This is a genomic window from Roseovarius indicus (assembly GCF_008728195.1).
Classification (GTDB): Bacteria; Pseudomonadota; Alphaproteobacteria; order Rhodobacterales; family Rhodobacteraceae; genus Roseovarius; species Roseovarius indicus.
In genome coordinates this window covers 1,713,865-1,738,113 of sequence record NZ_CP031598.1, presented here as the reverse complement: position 1 = coordinate 1,738,113, position 24,249 = coordinate 1,713,865, and the positions used below count along the sequence as shown (strand labels likewise).

At 63.6% G+C, this 24,249-nt stretch carries 20 protein-coding genes and 2 pseudogenes; 10 read left to right on the top strand and 12 right to left on the bottom strand.

Annotated elements, in window-relative coordinates; translation table 11 throughout:
* Positions 1–239 precede the first annotated feature (239 nt).
* Positions 240–854, top strand: coding sequence for a replication-relaxation family protein (locus RIdsm_RS07960; protein WP_143100419.1), 615 nt, complete (start codon positions 240–242; stop codon positions 852–854).
* Between the two features lie 283 nt (positions 855–1,137).
* Positions 1,138–1,353: pseudogene (locus RIdsm_RS07950) on the top strand (IS481 family transposase); the annotation flags it as partial.
* Positions 1,354–1,454: 101 nt separating this feature from the next.
* Here the strand turns inward: RIdsm_RS07950 and RIdsm_RS07945 are convergent.
* The 11 genes from RIdsm_RS07945 to RIdsm_RS07895 all read right to left on the bottom strand — a co-directional run bounded on the left by RIdsm_RS07945 (position 1,455) and on the right by RIdsm_RS07895 (position 12,493).
* The gene (locus RIdsm_RS07945) at positions 1,455–2,780 is read right to left on the bottom strand and encodes a glycosyltransferase family 87 protein (protein WP_057814229.1); all 1,326 of its coding nucleotides are present in this window, start codon (positions 2,778–2,780) and stop codon (positions 1,455–1,457) included.
* Positions 2,781–2,817: 37 nt separating this feature from the next.
* Positions 2,818–3,153: an integrase core domain-containing protein gene (locus RIdsm_RS07940; protein WP_074940026.1), complete on the bottom strand. Its 336-nt coding sequence runs from the start codon at positions 3,151–3,153 to the stop codon at positions 2,818–2,820.
* An 83-nt stretch (positions 3,154–3,236) separates the two neighbouring features.
* Entirely contained in the window at positions 3,237–4,229 is a 993-nt protein-coding gene (locus RIdsm_RS07935; RefSeq protein WP_201455555.1) for an NAD(P)H-quinone oxidoreductase, read from the bottom strand.
* Positions 4,230–4,245: 16 nt separating this feature from the next.
* Entirely contained in the window at positions 4,246–4,992 is a 747-nt protein-coding gene (locus RIdsm_RS07930) for an SDR family oxidoreductase (RefSeq protein WP_057814231.1), read from the bottom strand.
* A complete protein-coding gene (locus RIdsm_RS07925) occupies positions 4,989–6,050 on the bottom strand; it encodes a zinc-dependent alcohol dehydrogenase (RefSeq protein ID WP_057814232.1) in 1,062 nt (353 codons plus the stop codon). The genes RIdsm_RS07930 and RIdsm_RS07925 overlap by 4 nt, the downstream gene beginning before the upstream one ends.
* A gap of 67 nt (positions 6,051–6,117) precedes the next feature.
* Positions 6,118–7,389 carry an ABC transporter substrate-binding protein gene (locus RIdsm_RS07920; RefSeq protein WP_057814234.1) on the bottom strand — a complete coding sequence of 424 codons (1,272 nt, stop codon included), beginning with the start codon at positions 7,387–7,389 and terminating at the stop codon, positions 6,118–6,120.
* A gap of 2 nt (positions 7,390–7,391) precedes the next feature.
* Positions 7,392–8,120 (bottom strand): ABC transporter ATP-binding protein, encoded by a 729-nt coding sequence (locus tag RIdsm_RS07915; protein WP_057814244.1) that lies wholly within the window; start codon positions 8,118–8,120, stop codon positions 7,392–7,394.
* The gene (locus RIdsm_RS07910; protein WP_057814249.1) at positions 8,113–8,859 is read right to left on the bottom strand and encodes an ABC transporter ATP-binding protein; all 747 of its coding nucleotides are present in this window, start codon (positions 8,857–8,859) and stop codon (positions 8,113–8,115) included. The genes RIdsm_RS07915 and RIdsm_RS07910 overlap by 8 nt, the downstream gene beginning before the upstream one ends.
* On the bottom strand, positions 8,859–9,890 hold the full coding sequence (locus tag RIdsm_RS07905; RefSeq protein WP_057814256.1) for a branched-chain amino acid ABC transporter permease: 1,032 nt from the start codon (positions 9,888–9,890) through the stop codon (positions 8,859–8,861). Before RIdsm_RS07905 ends, RIdsm_RS07910 begins: the two co-directional genes overlap by 1 nt.
* Positions 9,887–10,771 (bottom strand): branched-chain amino acid ABC transporter permease, encoded by an 885-nt coding sequence (locus tag RIdsm_RS07900; RefSeq protein WP_057814265.1) that lies wholly within the window; start codon positions 10,769–10,771, stop codon positions 9,887–9,889. The genes RIdsm_RS07905 and RIdsm_RS07900 overlap by 4 nt, the downstream gene beginning before the upstream one ends.
* 12 nt (positions 10,772–10,783) lie before the next feature.
* Entirely contained in the window at positions 10,784–12,493 is a 1,710-nt protein-coding gene (locus tag RIdsm_RS07895) for an acetolactate synthase catalytic subunit (protein WP_057814273.1), read from the bottom strand.
* Positions 12,494–12,644: 151 nt separating this feature from the next.
* Here RIdsm_RS07895 and RIdsm_RS07890 point away from each other — a divergent pair, with 151 nt between their 5' ends.
* From RIdsm_RS07890 to RIdsm_RS07865, 6 genes and pseudogenes are all read left to right on the top strand, one after another.
* Entirely contained in the window at positions 12,645–13,382 is a 738-nt protein-coding gene (locus tag RIdsm_RS07890) for a GntR family transcriptional regulator (RefSeq protein ID WP_082647296.1), read from the top strand.
* Positions 13,379–15,106, top strand: a complete 1,728-nt coding sequence (locus RIdsm_RS07885) for a thiamine pyrophosphate-binding protein (RefSeq protein WP_057814287.1) — start codon at positions 13,379–13,381, stop codon at positions 15,104–15,106. Before RIdsm_RS07890 ends, RIdsm_RS07885 begins: the two co-directional genes overlap by 4 nt.
* A 31-nt stretch (positions 15,107–15,137) precedes the next feature.
* Positions 15,138–16,070 (top strand): SMP-30/gluconolactonase/LRE family protein, encoded by a 933-nt coding sequence (locus tag RIdsm_RS07880; RefSeq protein ID WP_057814294.1) that lies wholly within the window; start codon positions 15,138–15,140, stop codon positions 16,068–16,070.
* A 491-nt stretch (positions 16,071–16,561) separates the two neighbouring features.
* A pseudogene (locus tag RIdsm_RS07875) lies at positions 16,562–17,269 on the top strand (IS6 family transposase).
* Positions 17,270–17,534: 265 nt separating this feature from the next.
* Positions 17,535–18,242, top strand: coding sequence for an IS6 family transposase (locus RIdsm_RS07870; RefSeq protein WP_151175223.1), 708 nt, complete (start codon positions 17,535–17,537; stop codon positions 18,240–18,242).
* A gap of 265 nt (positions 18,243–18,507) precedes the next feature.
* Positions 18,508–19,215 carry an IS6 family transposase gene (locus tag RIdsm_RS07865; protein WP_151175222.1) on the top strand — a complete coding sequence of 236 codons (708 nt, stop codon included), beginning with the start codon at positions 18,508–18,510 and terminating at the stop codon, positions 19,213–19,215.
* An 83-nt stretch (positions 19,216–19,298) separates the two neighbouring features.
* On the opposite strand, the gene RIdsm_RS07860 is transcribed toward RIdsm_RS07865, so the two are convergent.
* A complete protein-coding gene (locus RIdsm_RS07860) occupies positions 19,299–20,189 on the bottom strand; it encodes a LysR family transcriptional regulator (protein WP_057821578.1) in 891 nt (296 codons plus the stop codon).
* A 204-nt stretch (positions 20,190–20,393) separates the two neighbouring features.
* Between RIdsm_RS07860 and RIdsm_RS07855 the strand changes: the two genes are divergently transcribed.
* Positions 20,394–23,084 carry a hypothetical protein gene (locus RIdsm_RS07855; RefSeq protein ID WP_143100576.1) on the top strand — a complete coding sequence of 897 codons (2,691 nt, stop codon included), beginning with the start codon at positions 20,394–20,396 and terminating at the stop codon, positions 23,082–23,084.
* A 37-nt stretch (positions 23,085–23,121) separates the two neighbouring features.
* Positions 23,122–24,198, top strand: coding sequence for an extracellular solute-binding protein (locus tag RIdsm_RS07850; protein WP_057821582.1), 1,077 nt, complete (start codon positions 23,122–23,124; stop codon positions 24,196–24,198).
* The last annotated feature ends 51 nt before the right edge of the window (positions 24,199–24,249 follow it).

The following is a 24,249-nucleotide window of genomic DNA, read 5'->3' as shown; positions in this document are numbered from 1 at the left end:
GGCAGCAATCATTCTGCTTCAGTCTGAGGCTATTCGAAGTTTTGAATAGCGTAGCTATAGTCACGAATCTTCGAGGTAAGCGCTGAAGTGGTCCCGGTTTTTCGGACCGCTCAGCGCCTGATCTAAGGTGTATCGGGTTTCCCCCGGGCTCGCGACGACATCTCGGTGATCTATGAAGAGCGGGGAGCGCGAGACGCCGAGGAACTTAAGCGTGGGCCGCAGATGGAGCAGGTCAGGCGCTGCCGCCGTCCTCACATCGCTCCGATAGTGGCGAACCCGACGGTCGTAGGCCGGCTCCCAGATCGCGCCAAAGGTCCTCCCCGTCCGTTCGCTGGCATGGGTTTCTGGTCGTGGCCGTCACCAGCTCGCTTGATATCGCCGTGCAAAAACGGCGTCATGAATTCATTCCCGGTCATACGATCCTGGCGCGCAACGCTGCAGCGCTGCCAGTCCCGGTTGGCGGCCGTCAGCTGATCCCGGATCAGCTCTTCGCGCTGAAATACCCTGACTGCTACCGGGCGTTCCTGCTTGAGTTTGATCGCGGCACCGAACCGCTCCGATCGGCAAAGCACTGCAAGAGCCTGCAGCGTTCGATCAAGCTCTATCGTGAAATGTTCGTGACAGAGGCCCATCGCCGCTATTTCGGCCTGCGGGCGAACACGTTGGTGCTCTGGGTCTTCGACGCTCCCCGCCGCATGGCGCGTTTCGATGAGATCGCACGGGCGGAGGCAGGCGAATATGCCGGGCGCTTCCTGGCCAAGGTGCTACCGGGGAGTGCGCGGTGGCGGGAAATGGCGGCGTTCCAGGACGTACCATGGATGAGTTGCGGCGGCGAAACCGAATTGGTTTTGTAGAGAGGGCGAAGCCAGGATTGACGCAAAGCCGTGAACGGCAGTCTCGGGATTGTGGCCGCGTGGCGCGCAGGCCCTCATGCCCACCCACCAACGCGGCCCGCCAGTTATGGCTTCGCCCCAATGGCACCGTCATGTTCATGGCACACGGCGGCCTCAGCGACTTCCCTGTTCCGGGACAACCAATTTGGCCTCCAGAACCTGAGCCCCGGCCACGCTGCGCCGCTAGGTGTTTGATCCCAGGTTTTGATGGCGCGATCCATTCGTTGGAATGGAAGGATGCCTTATGGGACAGATACGCCACGGCTGCGCCCGGCAGACCGTCGTAGATCAGACGAACGGGCCGCGGGAGCCGCGCTCGACCCTTCTAAGCGAAGAAGAGGCCGTAATCGTTGCTTTTCGGCGCCACACTCAATTGCCTTTGGATGATTGCCTTTACGCTCTGCAGCCGACGATCCCGCACCTGACGCGATCTTCTCTGCATAGATGCCTGCAGCGGCATCCCTGTAAGGCATTCGGACCTCTCAATAAATAGAGATATGGAGATATCATTTGGGGTATTCAGGAAAATCGCGTGAGAGCTAAGAATTGGAAATCAAATGGTTATCTCGAACGTCTGGGTCCTCTGCTGGCCGAAACCGCGCCGTCATGGAGTAGAGACCGGGACGACGCCAACGAATAGCCGCAGAGCCTCACGAACAGGCCAAACCAGAACGCTATGGGTGCGATCACTGACAGGGCGCTTGCGGACGGGTAAGACTGCGCGATGAACAGGGCGTTGACGGATAAGACCGTCAGTTGGACCCCGATCCAGATTAAGGCCTCTGTCCGGGGCAGAAATCCGAAAAGGAATGGAAGCAGCAAGATAGGCAGCAGGTAGTAATGCGCCCAACCCACCGGCGCGGTCAATCCAAGCATAATGCCGACGCCCAGAAGACGGACAGCCAATCGCTTGTCAGAGGCCATCTTCGAAGTTTGGAACAACAAGGCCAGAACGGACCCAAGGAACACAAGCTTGAGCGCCAGACCAAGCGCTGCTGGCTGTTTGAGCAGCAGCATCGGCTCTTTCAGGGGCAGCGCGTTGGATACAGTGTTCCAGTCTGCAAGCTGTGCCCAAACGACCGACAGGGAATGGTTGTGGGCGACCGCAATAATGTGCCGTTCGAATTCCTGGACGCGGTCCAGGAAGAGCAGGTGAACATCCCAACCGGCCACGGCGACGCTAAGCAAACTGAACCCAACCAAGGTCAGAAGAAAGGAAAGCACGGCTCGACCATCGCGGTCGAAAAGAAAGATCAGGACAAAGGCCGCAGGCACAAGTTTGACTGCCGCCGCTGTCGCAAGCAGGGCGCCCGCTTGTACGCTTCGCCCGGATCCATAACGTTCGAACGCCCATACTGTCAGAAATGTCACCATGATTTGTGGCTGGTTCTGAAACAGGGCGAGCGCCGAGGGCACGGAATAGTACAATAGCGCGCAGCTGATCGCGACGTGGACGGTCAATCCGCGGCCCATGGTGTACATCCGCCGGACCAGAAGCATCGCCGCAACAAGTGCGGCGACCTGCAAGGTCTGGCTGACGGTGAAAAACACCTGCGCCGAGGTGATCTTTGTCACTGGCGCAAGCAGCGCCGCCCAGAGCGGTGGGTAGACATAAGGCACCAGCTCTGAGGTCTCGTTTGGCGCACCGGCGTCGAAGGCCATTTCTGTCCAGCCCTCAGGCATTCTGCCTTGGAAAAACTGATCCGGCGCATCGTACATACGCTCCGGCATCGCGTCTGCAAAGAACTCGGCCGCGACCCAGACCGCGCCCATGTCCTGAAACCAGGTTTTGTGATTGGCGTAGAAGGCGACCAGCACGAATAGAAAGCAGATGGCTGAGCTGGTCAGAGTGTCGAGCCGGGGTGAGATCGGCCGGGCATCACACATGGAATGCTATACTTAAGTTGTTTACGAATCATTTCACTCAACCCTTGCGCACATTCCTGAGCGAAACAAGGCGGTGAAGTGGTCCCGGTTTTCCGAACAGCTCTGCGGCTGATCTAAGGTGTATCGGGTTTGGTTTTCTTGCCGCCAATTTCTCGTCTCGACCGCGCCAATGTGTTTCCTTCGGCGTTCTGTGCTCAAGGGAAGAATGAGGGCGTTCGGTGTTGTAGAACGCCATCCAGTTGCTGATCACCCGCCTGGCCTGGAAGCCGTCGGCGATTTCTTCGAGATAGACCGCCTCCTGCTTGAGCGAGCGCCACAGCCGCCGGACCACCTGTTGGCCGAGCGCGTTGTATTCATACTCCGCCTGCACCACCCCCGTGACCAGTATCTCCGAATCCGTTTGGCTACTTTGGAGCGATAGGCGTTGTCACGGCAACTTCAGGAGGCCATGCTCCGCTATTCGCAGAGCAGGACGACCTTGCCGACGACCGAATTGCTTTCCAGCAGCCGGTGCGCGTCGGCGGCTTCGTGGAGGTCGAGAGTTTGGGCAACACGGGGCCGGATCTTTCCGGCCTCGAAGAGCGGCCAGACATGGGTGCGCAGCTCGTCCGCGATGGCGCCCTTTTCGGCCACTGGCCGGGCGCGCAGGGTCGAACCCGTGATGGTTACGCGCTTGCGCATCATGGTTGGGATGTCGAGCGTAACCTCGCGCCCGGCGAGCGAGGCGATGGAGACCATGCGACCGCCCTGGGCGGCCGCGCGCAGGTTCTCGGGGAAGAAGTCGCCGCCGCGCATGTCGAGGATGACGTCCACCCCTACCCCGTCGGTGAGGTCGAGCACACGGTCGGCGAAATTATCGGTCGTGTAGTTGATGGCCTCTTCGGCGCCGATTTCCCGGCAGGCGGCGGCCTTTTCATCGCTGCGCACGGTGGCGAAGACGCGGCCGCCGAGGGCTGCGGCAAGCTGGATCGCGGTCGTGCCGATGCCCGATGCCCCGCCGTGCACGAGAATCGTTTCGCCGGCCTTGAAGCCGCCGAGCTGGAATACGTTTGTCCATACGGTGAAGTATGTTTCCGGGATGGCTGCAGCGGCTGCGTCGTCAAGCCCGCCGGGGATCGGCAGTACCTGCGGGGCGGGTGCGGCGACGTATTCGGCATAGCCACCGCCCGCGACGAGCGCGCAGACCCGGTCACCGACGGACAGGCCGGAGACCCCGGGCCCGACCTCGGCAATCTCGCCTGCGACCTCGAGGCCGGGAATGTCGGTAACGCCGGGAGGCGGCGGATAGGCGCCCCGGCGCTGGACCACGTCGGGGCGGTTCACCCCGGCGGCTTTCACCCGGATCAGGACCTCTCCCTCGGCGGCAACCGGGCGCGGCCCTTCGGCGGGTTTCAGCACCTCGGGGTCGCCGAAGCCGTCGATCTTCACGTAACGCATGGTATCGGACATTGCTCGTTCTCCTCGTTCAGCCCATGAAATGGCCGCCGTTCACATCCATCACGGTTCCGGTAACGAAACCGGTCGCGTCGGAGGCGAAATAGGCGACGGCCTCTGCGACATCGGCGGGGGTGCCGATCCGGCCGACCGGGATGGTCTTGACGTAGGCGGTGTTGACCTCGGCCCCGGCGGTGGCGGCCATCGGCGTGTCAATGCGGCCCGGGGCGATGCAGTTGACGGTGATCCCGTCCTGCCCGACCTCTCCCGCCAGCGTGCGGGAGAAGGCGATCAGCCCGGCCTTGGAGGCCGCATAATGCGAGCCCGCCACGGTCGAGCGGGTGCGCGCCGCCTGGGAGGACATGTTGACGATCCGGCCCCAGCCGCGCGCCTGCATGCCGGGCACCACCATCTTGCACAGCAGGAAGGCGGCCGTGAGGTTCACGTCGATGACCGATTGCCATTCGGCAAGCGCGGTGTCGCGCACCGGCGCGCGCTTGCCGTCATGCTTGGGCGAAATACCGGCGTTGTTGACGAGGATGTCGATCGGGCCGTCCCGCCCGATCAATCCGGCCATGAAGGGTTCGATCGCCGCCACGTCGGAGAGGTCGAGAACGGCCGGGCTGGCGCCGGAGCCGATCTGCCTTGCCATTTCGGCCACGTCGGGCAGCACGTCCATCAGGATCACGCGGCAGCCGTCGTCGGCCAGGCGTTTCGCGATGCCGGCGCCAATGCCCTGTGCGGCCCCGGTGACGAGCGCGGTTTTCTGTTGTGTCATCTGTCTGCTTCCTGCTCGGGTCCGGTGTCTTGCGGGAAGACCATCACCTTGGAGGCGACGCGCTGCCGTGCGAGATCGAAGCCGCTGGCGATGTCGTGCAGACCCAGCCGGTGAGTGATCATCGGGCGGAGGGACGGGCCGTCAGCCCGAAGCTTGGCGATCACCGCTTCCCAGTCGGACTTGCGCGAGCCGTGAGAGCCGCGGATCTGCAACTTGCGGCGGACGAAATCGGTGGGGGCGAACGTGACGTTGCGGGAATGGATGCCGGTCATCACCAGCACGCCCTCGGTCCGCAAGAGCGACAGGCCGTCAGTGACGCTGACGGCGCGGCCGGTGGCTTCGAAGATCACGTCGGCGCCGGAGAAATCGCGTTCCATCGCGGCACGGTCGCCCTCCTGTGCGAGGTCGTAGGTGGTCGTGAAGCCGAGGTCGGCACACGCCTGAAGCCTTGCCCTGTCGTCATAGCCGGCCACGGCGACCGCGGCGGCGCCCGCATCGCGGGCGAAGATGGCGATCGCCTGCCCGATGGTGCCGGGGCCGAGGACAAGAACCCGGTCCCCCTGCCCCACGCCACCGACGGCGACAGCGCGGTGGCCGACGCAGAGCGGTTCGGTCAGCGCGCCGATCTCGAAATCGAGGTCGGCGGGCAAGGGAAAGGCGCCGTTGGCGCGGCAGAGGACCTGCGGCGCGAAGGCGCCGTCGGTATAGAGGCCGAGGGTGCGCTTGTCGCTGCAGTTCTGGGCAACACCATCGCGGCAGGCCTGGCAGACGCCGCAGGGGCTGGAGGGCCAGACGGTCACCCGGTCCCCGGCCGAGACATGCGAGACGCCTTCGCCGGTACGGGCGACGATGCCCGCGAATTCATGTCCGAGGGTGACGGGAAGATGCGGCACCATGAATTCGTAGCCGCCATCCCATTCCAGGACGTGCAGGTCTGAGCCGCAGATGCCCACCGCCTGCACGGAGACGAGCACCTCATCGGGCCCCGGATCGCCCGGCGCGGGCGTATCGGTCAGTTCGAGGCCCGGCCCCGGGGCGGGTTTTCTGTAGCTCAGCATGTCCGGATACCCGAATGAGACGTTTTGCCGGGGGGGCAGGCTTCGGCCCCCCCGCCAGGTTGGTTGGTCAGATCGAGCCGCGCTGGCCCCATGTCGGCAGCGGGAGCGCCTTGATCTCGGAGATCGCGACCTCTTCGGGTGCGACCGTGTGGATCTCCTTGCCTTGCCACTGGTCGTAGGTCGGGAAGGCACGGGTGTTGTTCTGAGTCTCCGGGTCGAACTTGGTACCCCAGCCCACGATGCTGGAGCCCACCGGCTTGTCGAGCGCCAGCGCCGCGTCGCGGATCGCCTCGGTCGACAGCTCGCCGGCGCCGGGCAGGATGTCCTGCAGGACGGTCCACATGGCGTTGAAGCCCATGCCGGTGTGCGCCGAGGGCTTGCGGCCGTCGAAGCGGGCGACATGTTCTTCGTGGAAGCGGGTGAAGGTGGCCGCCGCGTCCTCGGTCAGGCCGTTCTTGTCGATGTAGACTGAGGTGCCCGCATTCAGCACACCGTTCACATCGTCGCCGAGCGCATCGGCGAAATCGCCCACGTTATGCGCGCCGCCATTGCCCACGACCGCCTTGACCTCGAGACCCGCTTCGCGGGCCTGCCGCCAGAACAGAATGCCGTCGGGAGTGTATTGGCACAGGATCAGAACGTCGGGCTCGAGCTGCTTGTAGCGCTGGACCATCGGCGAAAGGTCGGTGGTCTTGTAGCTGTAGGAGGTCTCGTCGACGATGTTCACGCCGGCCTCCTCGAGCACCTTGTGGGCGCCCTCGCCCACGGCCGTGCCGTAAAAGCTGTCTTCGTAGAGAAGCGCCACCTTCACGTCGCCGGCTTCCTTGCCGATCTCGGGTAGCACCTTGTCGAGGGTGAACTGCGCCGCGCCGCCGCCCAACTCGGAGGCCGGGTAGATGAAACGGAACAGGTTCTTGAACCCGCGGCTGGTGATGTCGTCGGCGACGGCGCCCTGTTCGAAGTAGACCACCTTGTTGCGCTCGGCGACCTGACTTGCAGCAAAGGAGATCGACGAGGCGTAGGAGCCCATGATCAGGTCGACGTTCTCGCTGGTGATCAGACGGGTGGCCTGCGAAGTCGCTTCGGTCGAGGACGGCACGTCGACGGTGACGAACTCGGCCTGCTGGCCCATGACGCCACCATCCTCGTTCGTCAGGTCCATCGCCAGCTGGAAGCCGCGCAACACGTCGTTGCCGAGCGAGGCCAGCGGCCCCGACAAGGGCAGCAGCACGCCGAGACGTGCGGCATCTCCGGCGGCGCGTGCCGGCCGGACCCAGGGTGCGGCCAGTGCGGCGGCGCCCGCGGCCAGGGCTGTCTGGCCGAATCTTCTGCGGTTCATAGTCATTTCAAGTTCTCCTCCTTTGGACCAAGACCCAGGTAGACCCGACGCACCTCCTCGTTGTCCTGAAGCTCTTTTCCGCTTCCGGAGAGTGCGACCTGGCCGTGCTGGATGACATAGGCACGATCCGCCACGGATAGCGCCTGACTTACGTTCTGCTCGACGAGAACGAGCGTGACGCCCGTGTCCCGGATTGCCCGGATCGCCTCGTATACCCGCGAGATCATGACCGGCGCGAGACCGAGCGAGACCTCGTCCAGCATCAGGACCTCGGGCGTCGCGACCAGCCCGCGGGCAATCGCGACCATCTGTTGCTGACCGCCCGAAAGCGTGCCGCCCAGCTGGTCGGAGCGTTCCTGAAGGATCGGGAAAAGCTCGTAGACCTCGCGCAGCTGTTCGGCCAGGTGCGGCCGCGCCCGCGACGAATAGGCGGCGATCTCGAGATTGCGTCGCACCGACATGCGCGGAAACAGGCGCCGGCCCTCGGGGACCATGACCAGCCCCTTCTCGACGAGGTTGTGCGTGTGCATGCCGGTCACGTCCTCGCCCAAAAGGCGGACATGGCCCTGCGTCGGCTGGATGATGCCCGACAAGGCGCGAAGCAGGGTCGTCTTGCCGGCCCCGTTCGAGCCGACGATGGCCACGACTTCGCCCTTCTCGACCTGAAGGTCGATCCCGAAGAGCACTTCGGCGTCGCCATAGCCCGCGTGAAGGTTTTCGACACTAAGCATTCCCGCCCTCCGTCTCCGCAACGTCGCGCCCGGCCGGCGGGCCGAGGTAGGCCGCAACCACTTCGGGATTTTCCATCACCTCCTCGGGAAGGCCGTCGGCTATCTTGGCGCCGTGGTCGAGAACCGCGACACGGTCGCAGATCTTCATCACGGCCGAGAGATTGTGCTCGACGAAAAGCACCGTCAGGCCGCGGTCGCGCAGCGTGCGGACAAGGTCGAGCATCAGGTTGACCTCGGTGTGGTTCAGCCCTGCCATCACCTCGTCGAGCAGGATCATCTGCGGTTCGGTGGCCAGCGTGCGGGCGACTTCGAGCCGCTTGCGTTCCGCCGTTGTCAGCGCCGTTGTCGGCGTATCGAACCGCTCTCCAAGCCCCACGGCCGCCGCCACTTCCAGCGAGAGCGCCCGTGCCGCAGAGCGGCGGCGGCGGTGCAGGAAGGCACCGACCTGGATACTTTCGCCGACGGTCATCGAGGCGAACACATGCGGGATCTGGAAGGTCCGCGCCAGGCCGAGCGTACAGGTCTCGTCGGCGCGCATGCCCTCGATTCGCCGGCCATTGAAGCGCACGGTGCCCTCGGTCGGCGGGAAGGTACCCGCGATGACGTTGTAGAGCGTGGTCTTGCCGGCGCCGTTTGGGCCGATCAGGCCGACGATCTCGCCCTCGTTGACGGTGAGCGACACCGCGTCCACCGCGACCAGCCCGCCGAAGCGCTTGGTGACTGTATCAATCTCGAGCATCACGACCCCTTTCTCTTGGAGGCGTCCGGGGACGCCTTGGAGGAGCGGCCGCGGCGCAACTTGCGGGCCAGGGATTTCACCCCGCCGATCAGCCCCTCGGGAAGAACGATCACGATGACCATCAGCATGACGCCGTAGATCACCAGGTGCAGACCCGCCGCCGCGCTTCCGAAGAGATCGAGCAGGATGTCCCGCAGCGGCAGGGCGATGATCGCGCCGAGGATCGGCCCGGCCACGGTTCCGAGTCCGCCGAGCAGCCCCATCAGCGGCAGGTCGACGGAGAAAGCCATGCTGAAGACCGTGCTGGGCTCGATGTAGAGCACGTATTGCGCCAGCAGCGTGCCGCCCGCCGAGGTGAAGAACGCCGAGACCAGCAAGGCGATCATCTTGTAGCGCCGCATCGGGATGCCCGAGGCCACCGCCGCTTCCTCGCTGTCGCGGATGGCGCGCAGATACGCGCCGAGATAGCTGCGCGACATGCCGTAGGCGATGACGGTGACGATGATCAGGAAGGCCCCCGCCAGCAGCGCGTAGGAGGAACGCTCCTCGAAGATCATGCGCCCGAAGCCCGGTTGCCAGTTGATCGAAAGACCATAGGGCATGTCCACGAACTTGCGGGAATAGACCAGCAGGATGCGGATCGCCTCGCCGAAGGCCAGGGTGGCCATGGCGAAGAACACGCCGCGCATCCGGAACGCCGGATAGGCGATGATCACCGCGAAGACCATGCTCAGCGCACCCCCCGCCAGCAGCCCAAGCCAGGGCGAGACGCCGAGGTAATTGTAGAGAAGCGTCGAGGTATAGGCGCCGGTTCCGAAAAAGGCCGTGTGCCCGAGCGAGAACTGCCCCGCCATGCCGCCCAGGATGTTCCAAGCCGATGCCATGCCGGCATAAAGGAAGATCAGGACTAGCACGTTCAGGTAGTAATCGTTGCTGAGGGTCAGCGGCAGGCCGATCGTCATGGCCAGCAGAAGCAGGGCCCAGATACCGTCGCTGCGGCGAATGTCGAAATAGTCGAGAAGCCAGCTCATTTCAGCGTCTCCTTCTCGGCACCCTTGACCCCCAGCATGCCCTGCGGGCGCACCGCGAGAAGCAGGATCAGCAGGATGAAGTGGGTGGCCTCCTTCAGGTCGGGGCTGAAGTAGCCGATATAGCTTTCGATCAGCCCCAGGGAGAGGCCGCCGATCATCGTGCCCGTCACGCTGCCGAGCCCGCCGAGGATGACGACCACGAAGGCGATGAGCACAAAGAAGGTGCCGACCGACGGGAAGGCATAGAAGGACGGCACCAGCACCGCACCGGCGACGCCGGTGATGCCGATGCCCAGGCCGAAGGTGATCAGGAAAATCTTGCGCGTGTTGATGCCCATCAGCCGGGCCGCCGTCAGATCCTGCGAAACCGCCTCGATGGCGCGCCCGGTATAGGTGCGCCGAAGGAAGAACATCACGCCGCCAAAGATGGCCAGCGCGAAGAAGAAGGCGATGACCCGGTCAGTCGACAGGTGAAAGCCCATGACCTGGAGCGACGACATACCCTCGGGCATCGTCTGGATGGTCCGGTAATCGGCCGAGAACAGCACCAGCGCGAGGTTCTGGAGTGCGATCGACAGGCCGAGGGTCGTGAAAACCTGGGTCAGCTCGGTCGAATAGATCGTGAAGCGCATGACGCACCAGTAGAACGCCATGCCGAGCACGAAGAAGGCCACCGCGATCAGCGGCGAGCCCCAATAAGGGTTGATGCCCGTCAGGGTCATCAGGCCGAAGCCGGCATACATGCCGAGCATCAGGAATTCGCCATGTGCGAAGTTCACGATCTTGGCAACGCCGAAGATCAAGTTCAGGCCGAGCGCCGCCAGGGCGTAGACGCCGCCCAGCAGAACACCCGAAACCAGCAGCTGAAACACGAGCTGCATTGCAATCCTCCCCTACAGGTGTCCTTCGAAGACGGTGATCGGCGGGTACGCATCGGGGTCGGTCACGACGTCGAGGACGGTCACCCCATCGCTTGCGAGGCCCGTGTCGAGCGCCGCGCCGAGTTCGGCCACGGTCTCGACGCGGATACCATCACAGCCGGCGGCCTTGGCAACCGCGGCGTGATCGACCGGCGTGAAATCGATGGCGCCGGTATGGGCGCCGAATTTCACCAGCTCCGCGTGTTTCTGGAACCCGAGGATGCCGTTGTTGAGAACGATCACCACCAGCCCCAGCCCCATGCGGCGGGCCGTTTCAAGCTCCTGCCAGCTATGGGCGAACCCGCCATCGCCGACCACGGTCACAACCTTGCGGTCCGGCGCGCCGGCCTTGGCCCCGAGCCCCAGGGGCAGCCCCCAGCCGAGACCGGCCAGCCCGCGAGGCGTGACAAAACGCTGACCGGCCCGGCGGGCGGTCAGGAAGCCGAGAACCCAGAGCGAGGAATAGCTCGCGTCGGCCGACACGATGGTGTCGCCGTCGATGCGGCTGTCGAGCTCGGCCATGATCCGTTCCGGCCTGAGCGGCGCGGCGTCGGAGTACATCGCGACAGCGCCTTCGCGGCCCTCCGTCCGGCCATTGGCGATGCGCTCTTCGAGCGCGGCGCGGGCGTCCTTGCGCGCGGCCAGCCCCTCGGCCTCCAACGCCTGCTTGAGGGACGTCAGCGCCAGCCGGGCATCGCCCACAAGCCGATCGGCCTCGTAGTTCCGGCCGACCTCGCAGCCGTCGATGTCGATATGGATGATCCTGGCCTCGCGCGGATAAAGCTTCCAGCTGTCGGTACCGTTCTGGTTGGTGCGCGTGCCCACCAGCAGGATGACGTCGGCTTCGTCCAGGATGGCGCGCATCGGCCGGGCGGGCGAGCCTTCGGCCAGCGCATTGGTCAGCACGCCGAGCGACAGGGGATGCTCTTCGCTGACCGCCCCCTTGCCCATGTTCGTGGTGCCGACGGGAAGATGGGCCACCTCCTGAAGGTCGGTCAGGGCATCCGTGGCCTGCGACAGGTGCACCCCGCCCCCGGCGATCACGACAGGGTTCTTCGCCCCGGCGATTAAACTTGCCGCCGCACGGATGCGGTCGGGGTCGGGGGCCACGCGGTCGAGGGGAAAATAGCCCATTGCGGCCACGCGGGCCTGGGCCACGCTGTGCGCGTCCCGCAAAAGGTCGGCCGGGCAGAGCAGCGCGACCGGGCCGGGCCGACCGGTCGTCGCGGCGGTGACAGCCATGTCGACGTAATCCTCGACCCGCGCGGCCGTGTCGATGCGGCGCACCCATTTCGTGCAGGGGGCGAACAGCCCCATGTGGTCGAATTCCTGGAAGGCGTTGCGATCGGTGGCATCGCGGTCGACCTCCTGCACGATCGCCAGAAGCGGCACGGACGCCTTGAAGGCCTCGGCCAGCGGCGGCACCAGCAGCGTCGCTGCCGGGCCGTTCTGGGCCGTCACGACGCCGATCCGGTTGGCGATCCGCGCATAGCCGTCGGCCATGGTGCCGCCCGCGTTCTCGGTTCGGTAATTCACCTGCAGCATGCCGAACTCCGGCGCCACGAGATGCAGCGCGCTCGGCAGGCTCTGGCCGAATAGCACCTCGACCCCGTGCCGCTTGAGCGAAGCCGCAAGCGTCACGGCAACGGGCGATTGCCCCGTATGCCCGGATTGGTCTGCCATCTGTCCTCCCACGTTCCTCGACTCGACAGCTACAATCCGAAATATGATATATCAAGATGTAAAATGATATATCAAACTTGATGCGACTTCGGATTTGTCCTACTCAGATCGGGACAGATCTGCCTTTCATGGTAGAAAACGCGGTGAATTGATGGAGTTGAAATCTATGGGCGCGGACAGGCCTTCAAACGACGAGCGCTCAGAAGGCTTGCGGTCGCTTGCCCATGTGAATCTTGCCCAGGAAGCCTATGGCGAACTCAAGCGCGGTCTCATGACCGGCGGCTTCCGGCCTGGCGCCAAGCTGACGATTCGCGACCTGGCCTCGGCGATGGGAATAAGCCCTACCCCGGTGCGCGAGGCGCTGGTGCAACTGGCCGCAGAAGGCGCGCTGGAACAGACGGCGGGGCGCTCCTTCGTGGTGCCGCAGCTTGACGCCGAGAGCTATGAAGACCTGCGCCGGTTGCGCGAGCTGACCGAGGGCGAGGCCGCCTTTCGCGCCGCCGGGCTGGCGACGAATAAGACCATCGCCGAGCTCACCCGCCTGCACGCGCACCTGATCGAGGCCAAGAACTCGGCCGATTATCGCTCGGCGCTGGTCTGGAACCAGCGCTTTCACCTCGAACTGGCCGCCGCCGGCGGGTCGCGCCGGCTGTTGCGCATCGTCGAAGGACTGTGGCTTCAGATGGGGCCCCTACTCAATGTGCTTTACGAGCATCGCGACGTGCCCAGCCTGGGCGAACGCCACTCGCACCTGACTGTCATAGAAGCGCTGCACAACCGCGACGGCGCGGCCGCACGCGAGGCGATCCAGGCCGATATCGCGGGCAGCGCGACGGCGATCCTGGGCAACCTGGAAGCACAGGATACACCCGGCGGAACGAAACGATGACCTGCCAGCCGCTTTACGACGCCCCGGTCGCCGCCGCGGATGCCATTGTCGACACGCTGATCGCCGCGGGCATCAAGCATGTTTTCGGCCTTTCCGGCGGGCATACCGGAAGGATCTTCGGCGCGCTGGAAAAGCGGCAGGAGAAAATTCGGACCATCCTCGTGCGCGAGGAAAGCCTTGGCGCGGTGATGGCCGAAACCATCGGCCGCATCACCGGCGCGCCGAGCGTGCTGCTGGGCCAGGGCCCCTGGGTTCTGGGCAACGGGCTGCTCGGCACCATCGAGGCGCATCTTTCGGCGACGCCGCTGCTGCTGCTGACCGATTTCTCAGACACGCCCGGCGCCTCGCTGCATGCGCCTTACCAGTCGGGGACAGGCGAGTACGGCAACTGGGATGCCCGGCAGGCCTTCGGCGCCGTCACCAAGGAGGTCTTTACCGCGGAAGATCCGAATTCGGCGGTGGTGGCCACGCAGCTTGCGATCAAGCACGCCTGTTCGGGCGAACCGGGGCCGGTGGCCATGCTTCTGGGTCTGCGCGCCCTGGATGGCGAGGCGCGCCCGGAGGCCGCGCCGCGAATCTACCCGGCCGAGGCCTTTATCGCCCCGCCCCTGCGCGGCGTGCCCGAACTGACCGCTTCCCTTGCCGCGCTGCAGGGTGCCGCACGGCCGCTGATCATCGCCGGCAATGGCATTCGCGTGGGCCGCGCCGAAGCCGCCCTGATGCGATTTGCCGAGGCGTGCGGCATTCCCGTCGTCACGTCGCCCTCGGGCAAAGGCGTCTTCGATGAAGACCACGTGCTTTCCTGCGGGGTCTATGGCGGTTACGGCAACCCGTTGGCGCATCGTGCAGTCGCCGGCGCCGACGTGATCTTGGCCATCGGCACCAAGCTTTCGGCCTCGGACACCAACAACGGCGACACCGGACTTATCGACCCGTCGCGGCAAACGCTGATTCAGGTGGATATCGAACCGCGCAACCTGTCGTGGACGATCCCCGTCGCGCATCCGCTACTGGGCGATGCCGCGACAATTCTCGACGCGCTGCGCACCGGCTGGACCGCCGCCGCGCATGAGACCTGGACCGCGGCGCTGAACACCCCGCGCCACGTGTCCCTGCCCGCCTCGGATGCGGGGGCGGCCGCGATTCACCCGCATGAGATCATCGCGACGATGCAGGAGATCCTGCCGCGCGAGACGATCTATACCTGCGACGCGGGCGAGAACCGGATCTTCATGCTGCACTTCCTGCGCCCGCGCGGGGCGGGCCGTTTCATCCAGCCGGCCGGCGCAGGCCCGATGGGCTATGCCCTGCCCTCGGCCATGGCGCGCAAGCTGCTGTCGCCGGAAAACCCGGTCGTCGCCTTTTCGGGCGATGGCGGATTTTCGATGACGATGAACGGCTTGATCACCGCGATCGAGGCCGCGCTGCCGATCATCTCGGTGGTGATGAACAACGACGCGCTCGGCTGGTCGCAGCATTCACGCGGCCCCTTCGCGACGCAGTTCTCGAGGGTCGATTATGCCGCAATCGCGCGGGGCATGGGCTGCGCGGGGTTCCACGCCTCGGGCATCGAACCGCTCAAGGAGGCGCTTGCCGCCGCGCTACGCGTCACACAGGAGGAACAGCGGCCCGCCGTCATCGACGTGGAGGCCTCGATGGAGGTGTCCTTCGCGCGGCTGGCCTATTCGGAAACGTCGGAAACGCGCGGCCTGGCGGCGGACTGATACGACGGGCCCGGGAGGAGGAAGAGAGTACATGAGCAAGACGAAGCATGAGGTCGTCACCAAGGGGCTGCGCTTTCCCGAGGGGCCGGTCGTGATGGAGGATGGATCGGTGATCGTCGTCGAGATCGCCCGCGGCAAGATCACCCGGGTGGCGCCCGACGGTACGCGTTCGATCGTCGCGGAAACCGGCTCCGGCCCGAACGGTGCTGCCATTGGGCCGGATGGAGCGCTTTACGTCTGCAACAACGGTGGCTTCCGCTGGGAGGAATTCGCGGAAGACGACCTGCGCCCGGCGGGCCAGGCCGAGGATTACGCGGGCGGCCGGATCGAGCGGGTCGACCTGCAAACTGGCGAGGTGACGGTACTTTACACCGCCTCGGACAAGGCCCCGCTGAAGGGGCCGAACGACATCGTCTTCGACGAGCATGGCGGCTTCTGGTTCACCGATCACGGCAAGGTGCGTGAGCGGGACATGGACCGTGGCGCGGTGCTTTACGGGCGGATCGATGGCAGTGAGCTACGCGAGGTGATCTTTCCGGTACATTCTCCGAACGGTGTCGGCCTGTCCCCTGATGGCCGCACGCTCTGGGTAACCGAGACCTTTACCTGCCGTCTCTGGGCTTTCGACGTCACGGGGCCCGGTCAGCTTGCGCTCGACCCCCAGTTGGGGGCTGCGCATGGCGGGCGCCTCGTCGCCTCGCCCGAGGGGAAACGGGGCTTTGATTCTCTCGCCGTCGACAGCGCTGGAAACATCTGCATCGGCCAGATCTATCGCGGGGCAGTGCTGGTGATTTCGCCCGAGGGCGAGATCGTCGACGAAATCGCCATGCCCGACCCGTTCTGCACCAACATCGCCTTCGGTGGCCCGGACATGAAGGACGCTTACGTTACGCTTTCCTCCTCGGGGCAATTGCTGAAGATGCGGTGGGAGCGGCCCGGGCTCAGGCTGAGCTTCAACGGGTGATTTCCGAGACGGCGCGCCTGCAGTGTCAGAGGGATGCCTGTCTGGACTATGCAGACTTTCTTCCAAACCAATTACCGCCTCACTTTATTCAGCGAATTACCGAAACGGGGGAGAAGGTTTTGCGTAAGAAGTTTACGAAGTCAAAGGCGCGGACAGGCCGCGAGGCGACAACGATATTTGCAGCTTCTACGATTTTCGATCGTCTCAGTAAGGCAGAGCGTTCATTCTCTGCAGGGCGTTGTCACGGTAACTTCAGGTTACCCGAGAAATTGCTTCAGTCCGCATTCAAGCGGCAACGATTTGATGCCACCCGGCCATCGCTTTAGCGCGCGTCTCACGGAAGGTGCGGCGGGAGATCAGGTGGCGTTGCCGTTTGAATTGATTGTAAATGTCATCGTGAACAGACAGAAACCGCTGCATCGAGTTGGGCGATTGGTCATGTCAGAGGAACTTGGCTTGAGACTGGTTGAGCCCCCGCCTACCCTGCCCGCATGGCTAACCGCGACCCTTTCAAGTACTTTAAATCCAGCCCCGAGATCATCGGCCTGGCGGTGATGCTCTACGTCCGGTTCCCACTCTCGCTGCGAAATGTCGAATACCTTCTCCACTAGCGCGGCATCGACGTTAGCTACGAGACGGTACGGTTCTGGTGGAACAGATTCGGCCCAATGTTCGCCTCAGAGATCAGAAGAAAACGGGTTCAAAAGCTGCGTGCCTTCTCGAAATGGCAGTGGCACGTGGACGAAGTCTTCGTGAAGATAAACGGCGAGCACCACTATCTCTGGCAGGCCATAGATCACGAGGGTGAGGTGTTGGAGAACGTTGTCACGAAGCGCAGAAACAAGCGCGCCGCATTGAAAATGCTTCCAAAAATGATGCGGCGCTACGGTCGACCAGAAGTTCTAGTAACCGATCGCTTCCCTTCCTACAGGGCCGCGCTGCGTGACCTCGGATGTGATGATCTGCAGGCATGTGGGCGCTGGCTCAATAACCGTATTGAGAATTCACGCCTGCCATTCCGACGAAGGGAGCGAGCCATGCAGCGCTTCCGCCGAATGCGAAGTCTTCAGAAATTCGTTGCCGTCGATTCTTCCGTTTTCAACCACTTCAATCAAGGCCGAACCCTCTCCCCACGCGATATCTGCAAGCTGAACAGAACCGCCGCTCTGGCCGAGTGGCGCAGTCTCGGCGCGGCATAAAGGGCAACCTCACTGTCCAAGTGGAGACGAGTTCGAATTGGTATGACAGCACCGCCAGCCAGACGGGTCTCTCTTTCCTCGTTCGGAATTTCCCTAAATTGCTCCGTCATTTCCGGGGTTTGGAGGAGCGGCTTTCAAACAGAGACGCACCGTTCGCCCACACCCTACCGACAAATTCGAAGAAGTCCCAAACCGCCAAACTCCGCGGGGTCATGTCAGAAGAACTTGGCTCGAGGCCCGCTGACCGGGCCCCTACCCTACTGGCATGCCAAAACGCGACCCTTTCAAATACTTTAAATCCAGCCCGGAAATCATCCGCCTGACGGTGATGCTCTACGTCCGGTTCCCACTCTTGCAGCGAAATGTCGAAGACCTTCTCCACGAGCGCGGCGTCGATGTTAGCTACGAGGCGACACGATACTGGTGGAGCAGGTTCGGCCCAATGTTTGCCTCAGAGATCAGAAGAAAAAGGGTTCAAAAGCTGCGTGCCTTCTCGAAATGGCAGTGGCACGTGGACGAAGTTTTCGTGAAGACAAAAGGCGAGCGCCACTATCTCTGGCGGGCCGTAGATCACGAGGGTGAGGTGTTGGAGAGCGTTGTCACGAAGCGCAGAAACAAGCGCGCCGCATTGAAAATGCTGAGAAAAATGATGCGGCGCTACGGTCGACCAGAAGTTCTAGTAACCGATCGCTTCCTTTCCTACAGGGCCGCGCTGCGTGACCTCGGATGTGATAATCTGCAGGCATGTGGGCGCTGGCTCAATAACCGTATTGAGAATTCACACCTGCCATTCCGACGAAGGGAGCGAGCCATGCAGCGCTTCCGCCGAATGCGAAGTCTTCAGAAATTCGTTGCCGTCCATTCTTCCGTTTTCAACCACTTCAATCAGGGCCGAGCCCTCTCCCGGCGCGATATCTTCAAGCTGAACAGAACCGCCGCTCTGGTCGAGTGGCGCAGTCTCGGCGCGGCATAAAGGACAGCCTCACTGTCCAAGTAGAGACGAGTTCGAATTCGTCTGACAGCACCGCCAGCCAGACGGGTCTCTCTTTCCTCGTTCGCAATTTCCCTAAATTGCTCCGTCATTTCCGGGGTTTGGAGGAGCGGCTTTCAAACAGAGACGCACCGTTTGCCCACACCCTACCGACAAATTCGAAGAAGTCTCAAACCGCCAAACTCCGCGGGGTCATGTCAGAAGAACTTGGCTCGAGGCCCGCTGACCGGGCCCCTACCCTACTGGCATGCCAAAACGCGACCCTTTCAAATACTTTAAATCCAGCCCGGAAATCATCCGCCTGCCGGTGATGCTCTACGTCCGGTTTCCGCTCTCGCTGCGAAATGTCGAAGACCTTCTCCACGAGCGCGGCATCGACGTTAGCTACGAGACGATACGATACTGGTGGAGCAGGTTCGGCCCAAGTTTCGCCTCAGAGATCAGAAGAAAACGGGTTCAAAAGCTGCGTGCATTCTCGACATGGCAGTGGCACGTGTACGAAGTCTTCTTGAATACAAAAGGCGAGCACCACTATCTCTGGCAGGCCATAGATCACGAGGGTGAGGTGTTGGAGAGCGTTGTCACGAAGCGCAGAAACAAGCGCACCGCATTGAAAATTCTGAGAAAATTGATGCGCCGCTACGGTCAACCAGAAGTTCTAGTAACCAATCGCTTCCCTTCCTACAGGGCCGCGCTGCGTGACCTCGGATGTGATGATCTGCAGGCATGTGGGCGCTGGCTCAATAACCGTATTGAGAATTCACACCTGCCATTCCGACGAAGGGAGCGAGCCATGCAGCGCTTCCGCCGAATGCGAAGTCTTCAGAAATTCGTTGCCGTCCATTCTTCCGTTTTCAACCACTTCAATCAGGGCCGAGCCCTCTCCCGGCGCGATATCTTCAAGCTGAACAGAACCGCCGCTCTGGTCGAGTGGCGCAGTCTCGGCGCGGCATAAAGGACAGCCTCACTGTCTAAGTAGAGACGAGTTCGAATTCGTCTGACAGCACCAACTGGAGCCTCCGTGAAACCCAGAGCGGTTCAGCGCGCGGCTTCGACGAGCCGCGCCGTCTGCGCTTCCAGCTCGGCGGTAACGCTGCGCAGCCCCTCAAGCCCCAGATTGAGAAGATCGCCATCCGCCGGTGACTTGCTGTAGATCAGGCATCCGGTGCGCTCAAAGACCGGCGCATTGCGCACAGGCCGGACCACCCCTTTCTTCAATTGCCGCAACACCAGCCGCGCCGGAAGATAAGCACTGGCGGCGTTCTGCTCCAGGTATTGCACCGCGACCGAACTGAGCCCGGCAGAGAAACTGTGCACGAGGTCCGGATACATGGAATCGTGGTCGTAGCGGAAATCCTCGCCCCAATCGACCAGCACGTAATCCTGCCGCCAGATCTCATCGGCCACGTCGCAGGCAGGATGGGTGGTGAACAGGATCAGCTCGTCCCGCAGGAATTCCTCGATCACCAGTTCCTGCATCTGGAGCGGCTCGTACATCACCGCGATATCGAGGATGCCGTCGCGCAGGTGGCGCATCAGACCGGGGGAATAATCCGCCTCCACGTGAAGCGAGACCGTCGGCGCCTCCCGGTGCATCCAGTTGACCCAGGGCAGTTCTATCTCCTCCCAGAGGCTGAGCGTCACGCCGAGGCTGAGCGAGGAATCATAGGCATCCGGCAGGGCCACGTCATTGCGTGCGCGCTGCCACAGGCGCCGCATGCTGTGCCCGTGCCGCAGCAGCCGGTCCCCCGCCGCGGTCAGCCGCGCGCCGTTGCGGCCGCGTTCGAACAGCGCGCGGCCCAGCTCCTCCTCCAGCGAGCGGATGCGCGCGCTGACGGTGGATTGCGTGACATTGAGGTTCTCGGCGGCGCGGTTGAAATTCCCGGTCGCCACCACTTCGAGAAAGGTGCGGATCTGGTCGATATGCATCGCTCTTCGCTTCTCCGTGCGAGGTCCGGGGGCGCAGGCAAGGCTAGCACCCGGCGCGCCGGCCTGTCGATATTCAATCGGATATTCCGATTATATTGCGCAAATATATTCGCTTTATCGGTTTAATCTTGTGACCTAGCCTTGGCTCAAGGGGAAAGACGCCGCTCAGGCGCAAGACGACCCCGAGACGTGGGGATGGCCGCAATGACGCGACAGGGTGAGACGGTTCTGGACCAGGAAGATTCCGTGTCTTTCCGCGTGATTGGCGTGGAAAGCGCGGCGGAGCGGGACGGGCTCGACTGGGGCATCGCCCTGCTGGCGGACCGGCTGGGCACCTGCGGCGCGGCGCTTCGACAGGCGGCTGCGCCGGGTGCGGGCGGTCGCGATCACCTTGACCTTGCGCTGGGCGCCGGGGCGGAAATCACCCGCATCGCTGCCGCCTGCGACGTGACCCTTCCCGAGGGGGTGGAAAGCTTCGCGATCTTCCGCAACGGCCGCGAGGCGCAGGCGCCGCTCTGCCTTTACGGCGCGGACCTGCGCGGGTTGATCTACGCCATCACCGAGCTGGCCGACCGACTGCGCACCATGCCCACGCCGGAGCAGGCCTTCGACATCCCCCTGCCGTTGGTCGGAGAGCCCGCCACAAGGGTGCGAAGCCTTTCCAAATGCTTTTCAAGCGAGGTGGAGGACCTGCCGTGGTTCCGTGACCGCGACGGCTGGCAGGCGTATCTCGACGAGCTGGTCACCCACCGGTTCAACCGCCTGACCCTGACGCTGGGGATGCACTACAATTACCCCTACGGGAACGAGTTCCTGTCAGATGTCTACCTGCATTTCGCCTATCCTTTCCTTGTCGACGTGCCGGGCCATGGCGTCACCATAACCAACCTGCCCGAGGCGGAGCGGCGCGAGAATCTCGACACGCTGAAGTTCATCGCGCGAGAGGCCGCGCGGCGCGGGCTGGAGTTCCAGCTTGCGCTCTGGACCCAGAATTACGATTTCGACCATTACCCCGGCGCACGCCACCAGGTGCAGGGGCTGGGCCCGGATAACCTGGCCGCCTACTGCCGTGACGCGCTGGCGCTGATCCTTGCGGAGGTGCCGGAGATCAGCGGCCTGACCCTGCGGGTGCATGTGGAATCGGGCATTCCCGAGGGCGATTACGCCTTCTGGAAGACCTATTTCGGCGCGGTGACCGGCGCCGGTCGCACCCTGCGGCTCGATCTTCATGCCAAGGGGATCGACGAGACGCTGATCGGCATGGCGCTGGAGACGCGCATGCCGGTGACGGTATCTCCCAAGTACACGCTGGAGCATATGGGGCTGGCCTATCACCAGGCCTCGATCCGGCCGCTGGAGCTGGATCTGGAAGGCGGCAAGAAAAGCGCGCGCAAGACGCTCTACTCGGGCGACGATGCGCATCGCTTTGACGGACTGTGGAAGTTCAGCGAGGGCTCGCGCAAGTTCATGCGTTATTCCTATGGCGACCTGCTGACCGCGGGCCGGCCCTATGACTTGATGTTCCGCATCTGGCCAGGCACGCAGCGGGTGCTGCTCTGGGGCGATCCGGTGCTGGCCGCGGCTTTCGGGGCAAATGGCAGTTTCAGCGGTGCGGCAGGGATCGAGCTGTGCGATCCGCTGTCCTTCAAGGGCCGCATGGGCGCGGCGCAGGACAAGGACCGCATCGGCTACAACAAGCCCTATTTCCCGCGGTCCCGCGACTGGGAGAAATTCACCTATACCTACCGCGTCTGGGGCCGGTCGCTTTATGATCCGCGCGCCGACGGGCAGGCGTTCGAGCGGGGGATGGCCGCGAAGTACGGGCCCGCCGCGCCGCATTGCGCGACGGCCCTTGCCTCGGCCAGCCGGATCATGCCGCTGATCGCCCATGCCCATGCACCAACCGCCTCGAACAACTCCTACTGGCCGGAGATGTACGAGAACATGTCGATCCTGCATGACGCGCCGCCGCTGCCCTACGGGTACGAGCTGCCTGTCGGATCCCGCTTCGGCACGGTGGGGGCGACCGATCCGCAGATGTTCCTCTCTCCCGCAGGGTTCGCCCGCGCGCTTCGAGACGGCGCGCCGATCCGCAAGCTGGCCCCCCTGACATGGGCCAACTGGCTAGAACAGTTCGCCGACACGGCCGAGGCCGCGATGGCACGCGCGCTGGACCGGACGGGGGAGGAAAGCACGGCGCTTTACCTGCTGCGTGTCGATGTAACGATCATGGCCGGGATCGGCCGGTTCTTCGCCGAGAAGATCCGCGCCGCGACGCTATGGGAATATTACCTGCTGTCCGGCGCCGCCGGGGTGGGCCGGGAGGCGCTGCGCTGCTACCGCGCGGCCCGCGCCGCCTGGGCCGTGGCGGCCGAGATCAGCTGCGAGGTTTACCTGGAGGATATCGCCTTCGGCCCGCTCCGCTGGTTGCGTGGGCGTTGGGATGACCGACTACCCGCGATCGACGCGGATATCGAGGACATGGCGGCAAGACTGGCAGCGGATGGCGCAGGCGAGGGAACGCGGCAAGACGCGCTGGCCGTGGCGCGCATCCTGCACTGGTCCGCCGCGCAGATCATGCCCTGCCAGCATGTCCCCCGGCCCGAGGTCACGCGGGGCGAGCCCGTCCGGATCACCTGCACCCCTTTCGGCGCCTCGCGCCGCGACGTCCGCCTGCTTTTCCGCCAGACGCTGCAGACAGCCCCGTGGCAGGAGGCCCCGATGACGTGGGCCGGCGGCGCCTGTCATGCCACCATTCCCGGAGAGTACACCGACAGCCCCTACGCGATCCTCTACTATTTCGAGATCGCCTGCGACGGGGTGTCGTCCTTCTTTCCGGGCCTTGGCGAGGATGTATCGAGCACGCCTTATTTCCACATAAAAACAAGAAACTAGAACAACCAAAAACTGCCATCCAATAGGAGAGAAGACGATGAATAATAAGATGAACGCATTCGTATCCGGTATCGTGGCTCTCGGTTTTTCGGCCCACGGCGCGCAAGCGGAAACGCTCCGGCTGCTGACATGGGGCGGCTATGCCCCGGACTCGGTGATCGAGCTCTTCGAAGAGAAGTATCCCGACATCGACGTGGAGGTGACCTTCTCCAACAACGAGGAAATGGTCGCCAAGCTGCGCGCCACCGGCGGCTCCGGCTATGACCTGGCGCAGCCCAGCGTGTCGCGCATCAAGGCGGCGCAGGCCGAGTACGGCATCTACAAGCCGATGGACCTGTCCCAGGTCGACACCTCGGTCTTCCAGCCGAACATGATGGAGGCGATGGAGAAATACGCCGAGATAGACGGCGAGATCTATTCCATCCCGCATGTCTGGGGAACACAGGGCCTTGTGGTCGACATCTCCAAGGCGCCGGACGTGGAAGGCTGGACTGACCTGTGCGACCCGCAATACAAGGGCCGCGTGTCGATGCGTCTGAAACGCGCGCTGCTGCTGGGGTTTGCCTTCGACACCGGCAAGGATCCGTTTGCGGCCTATGACGATTTCGAGGCCTACGAAGCGATGATCGACGAGATCGGCCAAACCCTGATTGACTGCAAGGACAACGTGAAGACCTACTGGACCGGCGGGGATGACCTGTCCGCGCTGCTGCTTTCCGGAGAGATCGTCATGTCCGACGCGTGGGATTCCACCGCCTTCAAGCTCTACAAGGAAAACCCCGATATCCGCTTCATCCCGACCCGGACCGGCGCGTTGGCCTGGATCGACACCTTCACCCTGCCCAAGCGGGGCGAGGCGGACGATGCGGCCTACAAGTGGATCAACTTCGTCAACCAGCCCGAGATCGTCACCATGATCTCCGCGTCCAGCGGTGCGGTTAGCGCGGTTAAGGGTGGGGTCGAGCTGATGCCTGAAGAAGCGCGCGAGGCCGTCGCGGCCGCCTTTGACGAGGAGGCGCTGGATAACCTCAAGTTCATGCCCAGCGTTCCGCCGGGGCTGGAAGATCTGGAAGGCCGGGTGCTGGACCGCGTGAAGGCCGCCACCTCGGAATAAGTGTACAGGCCACCCGGCGCGCACCGTGCGCCGGGTGGACCCCTTGATTGA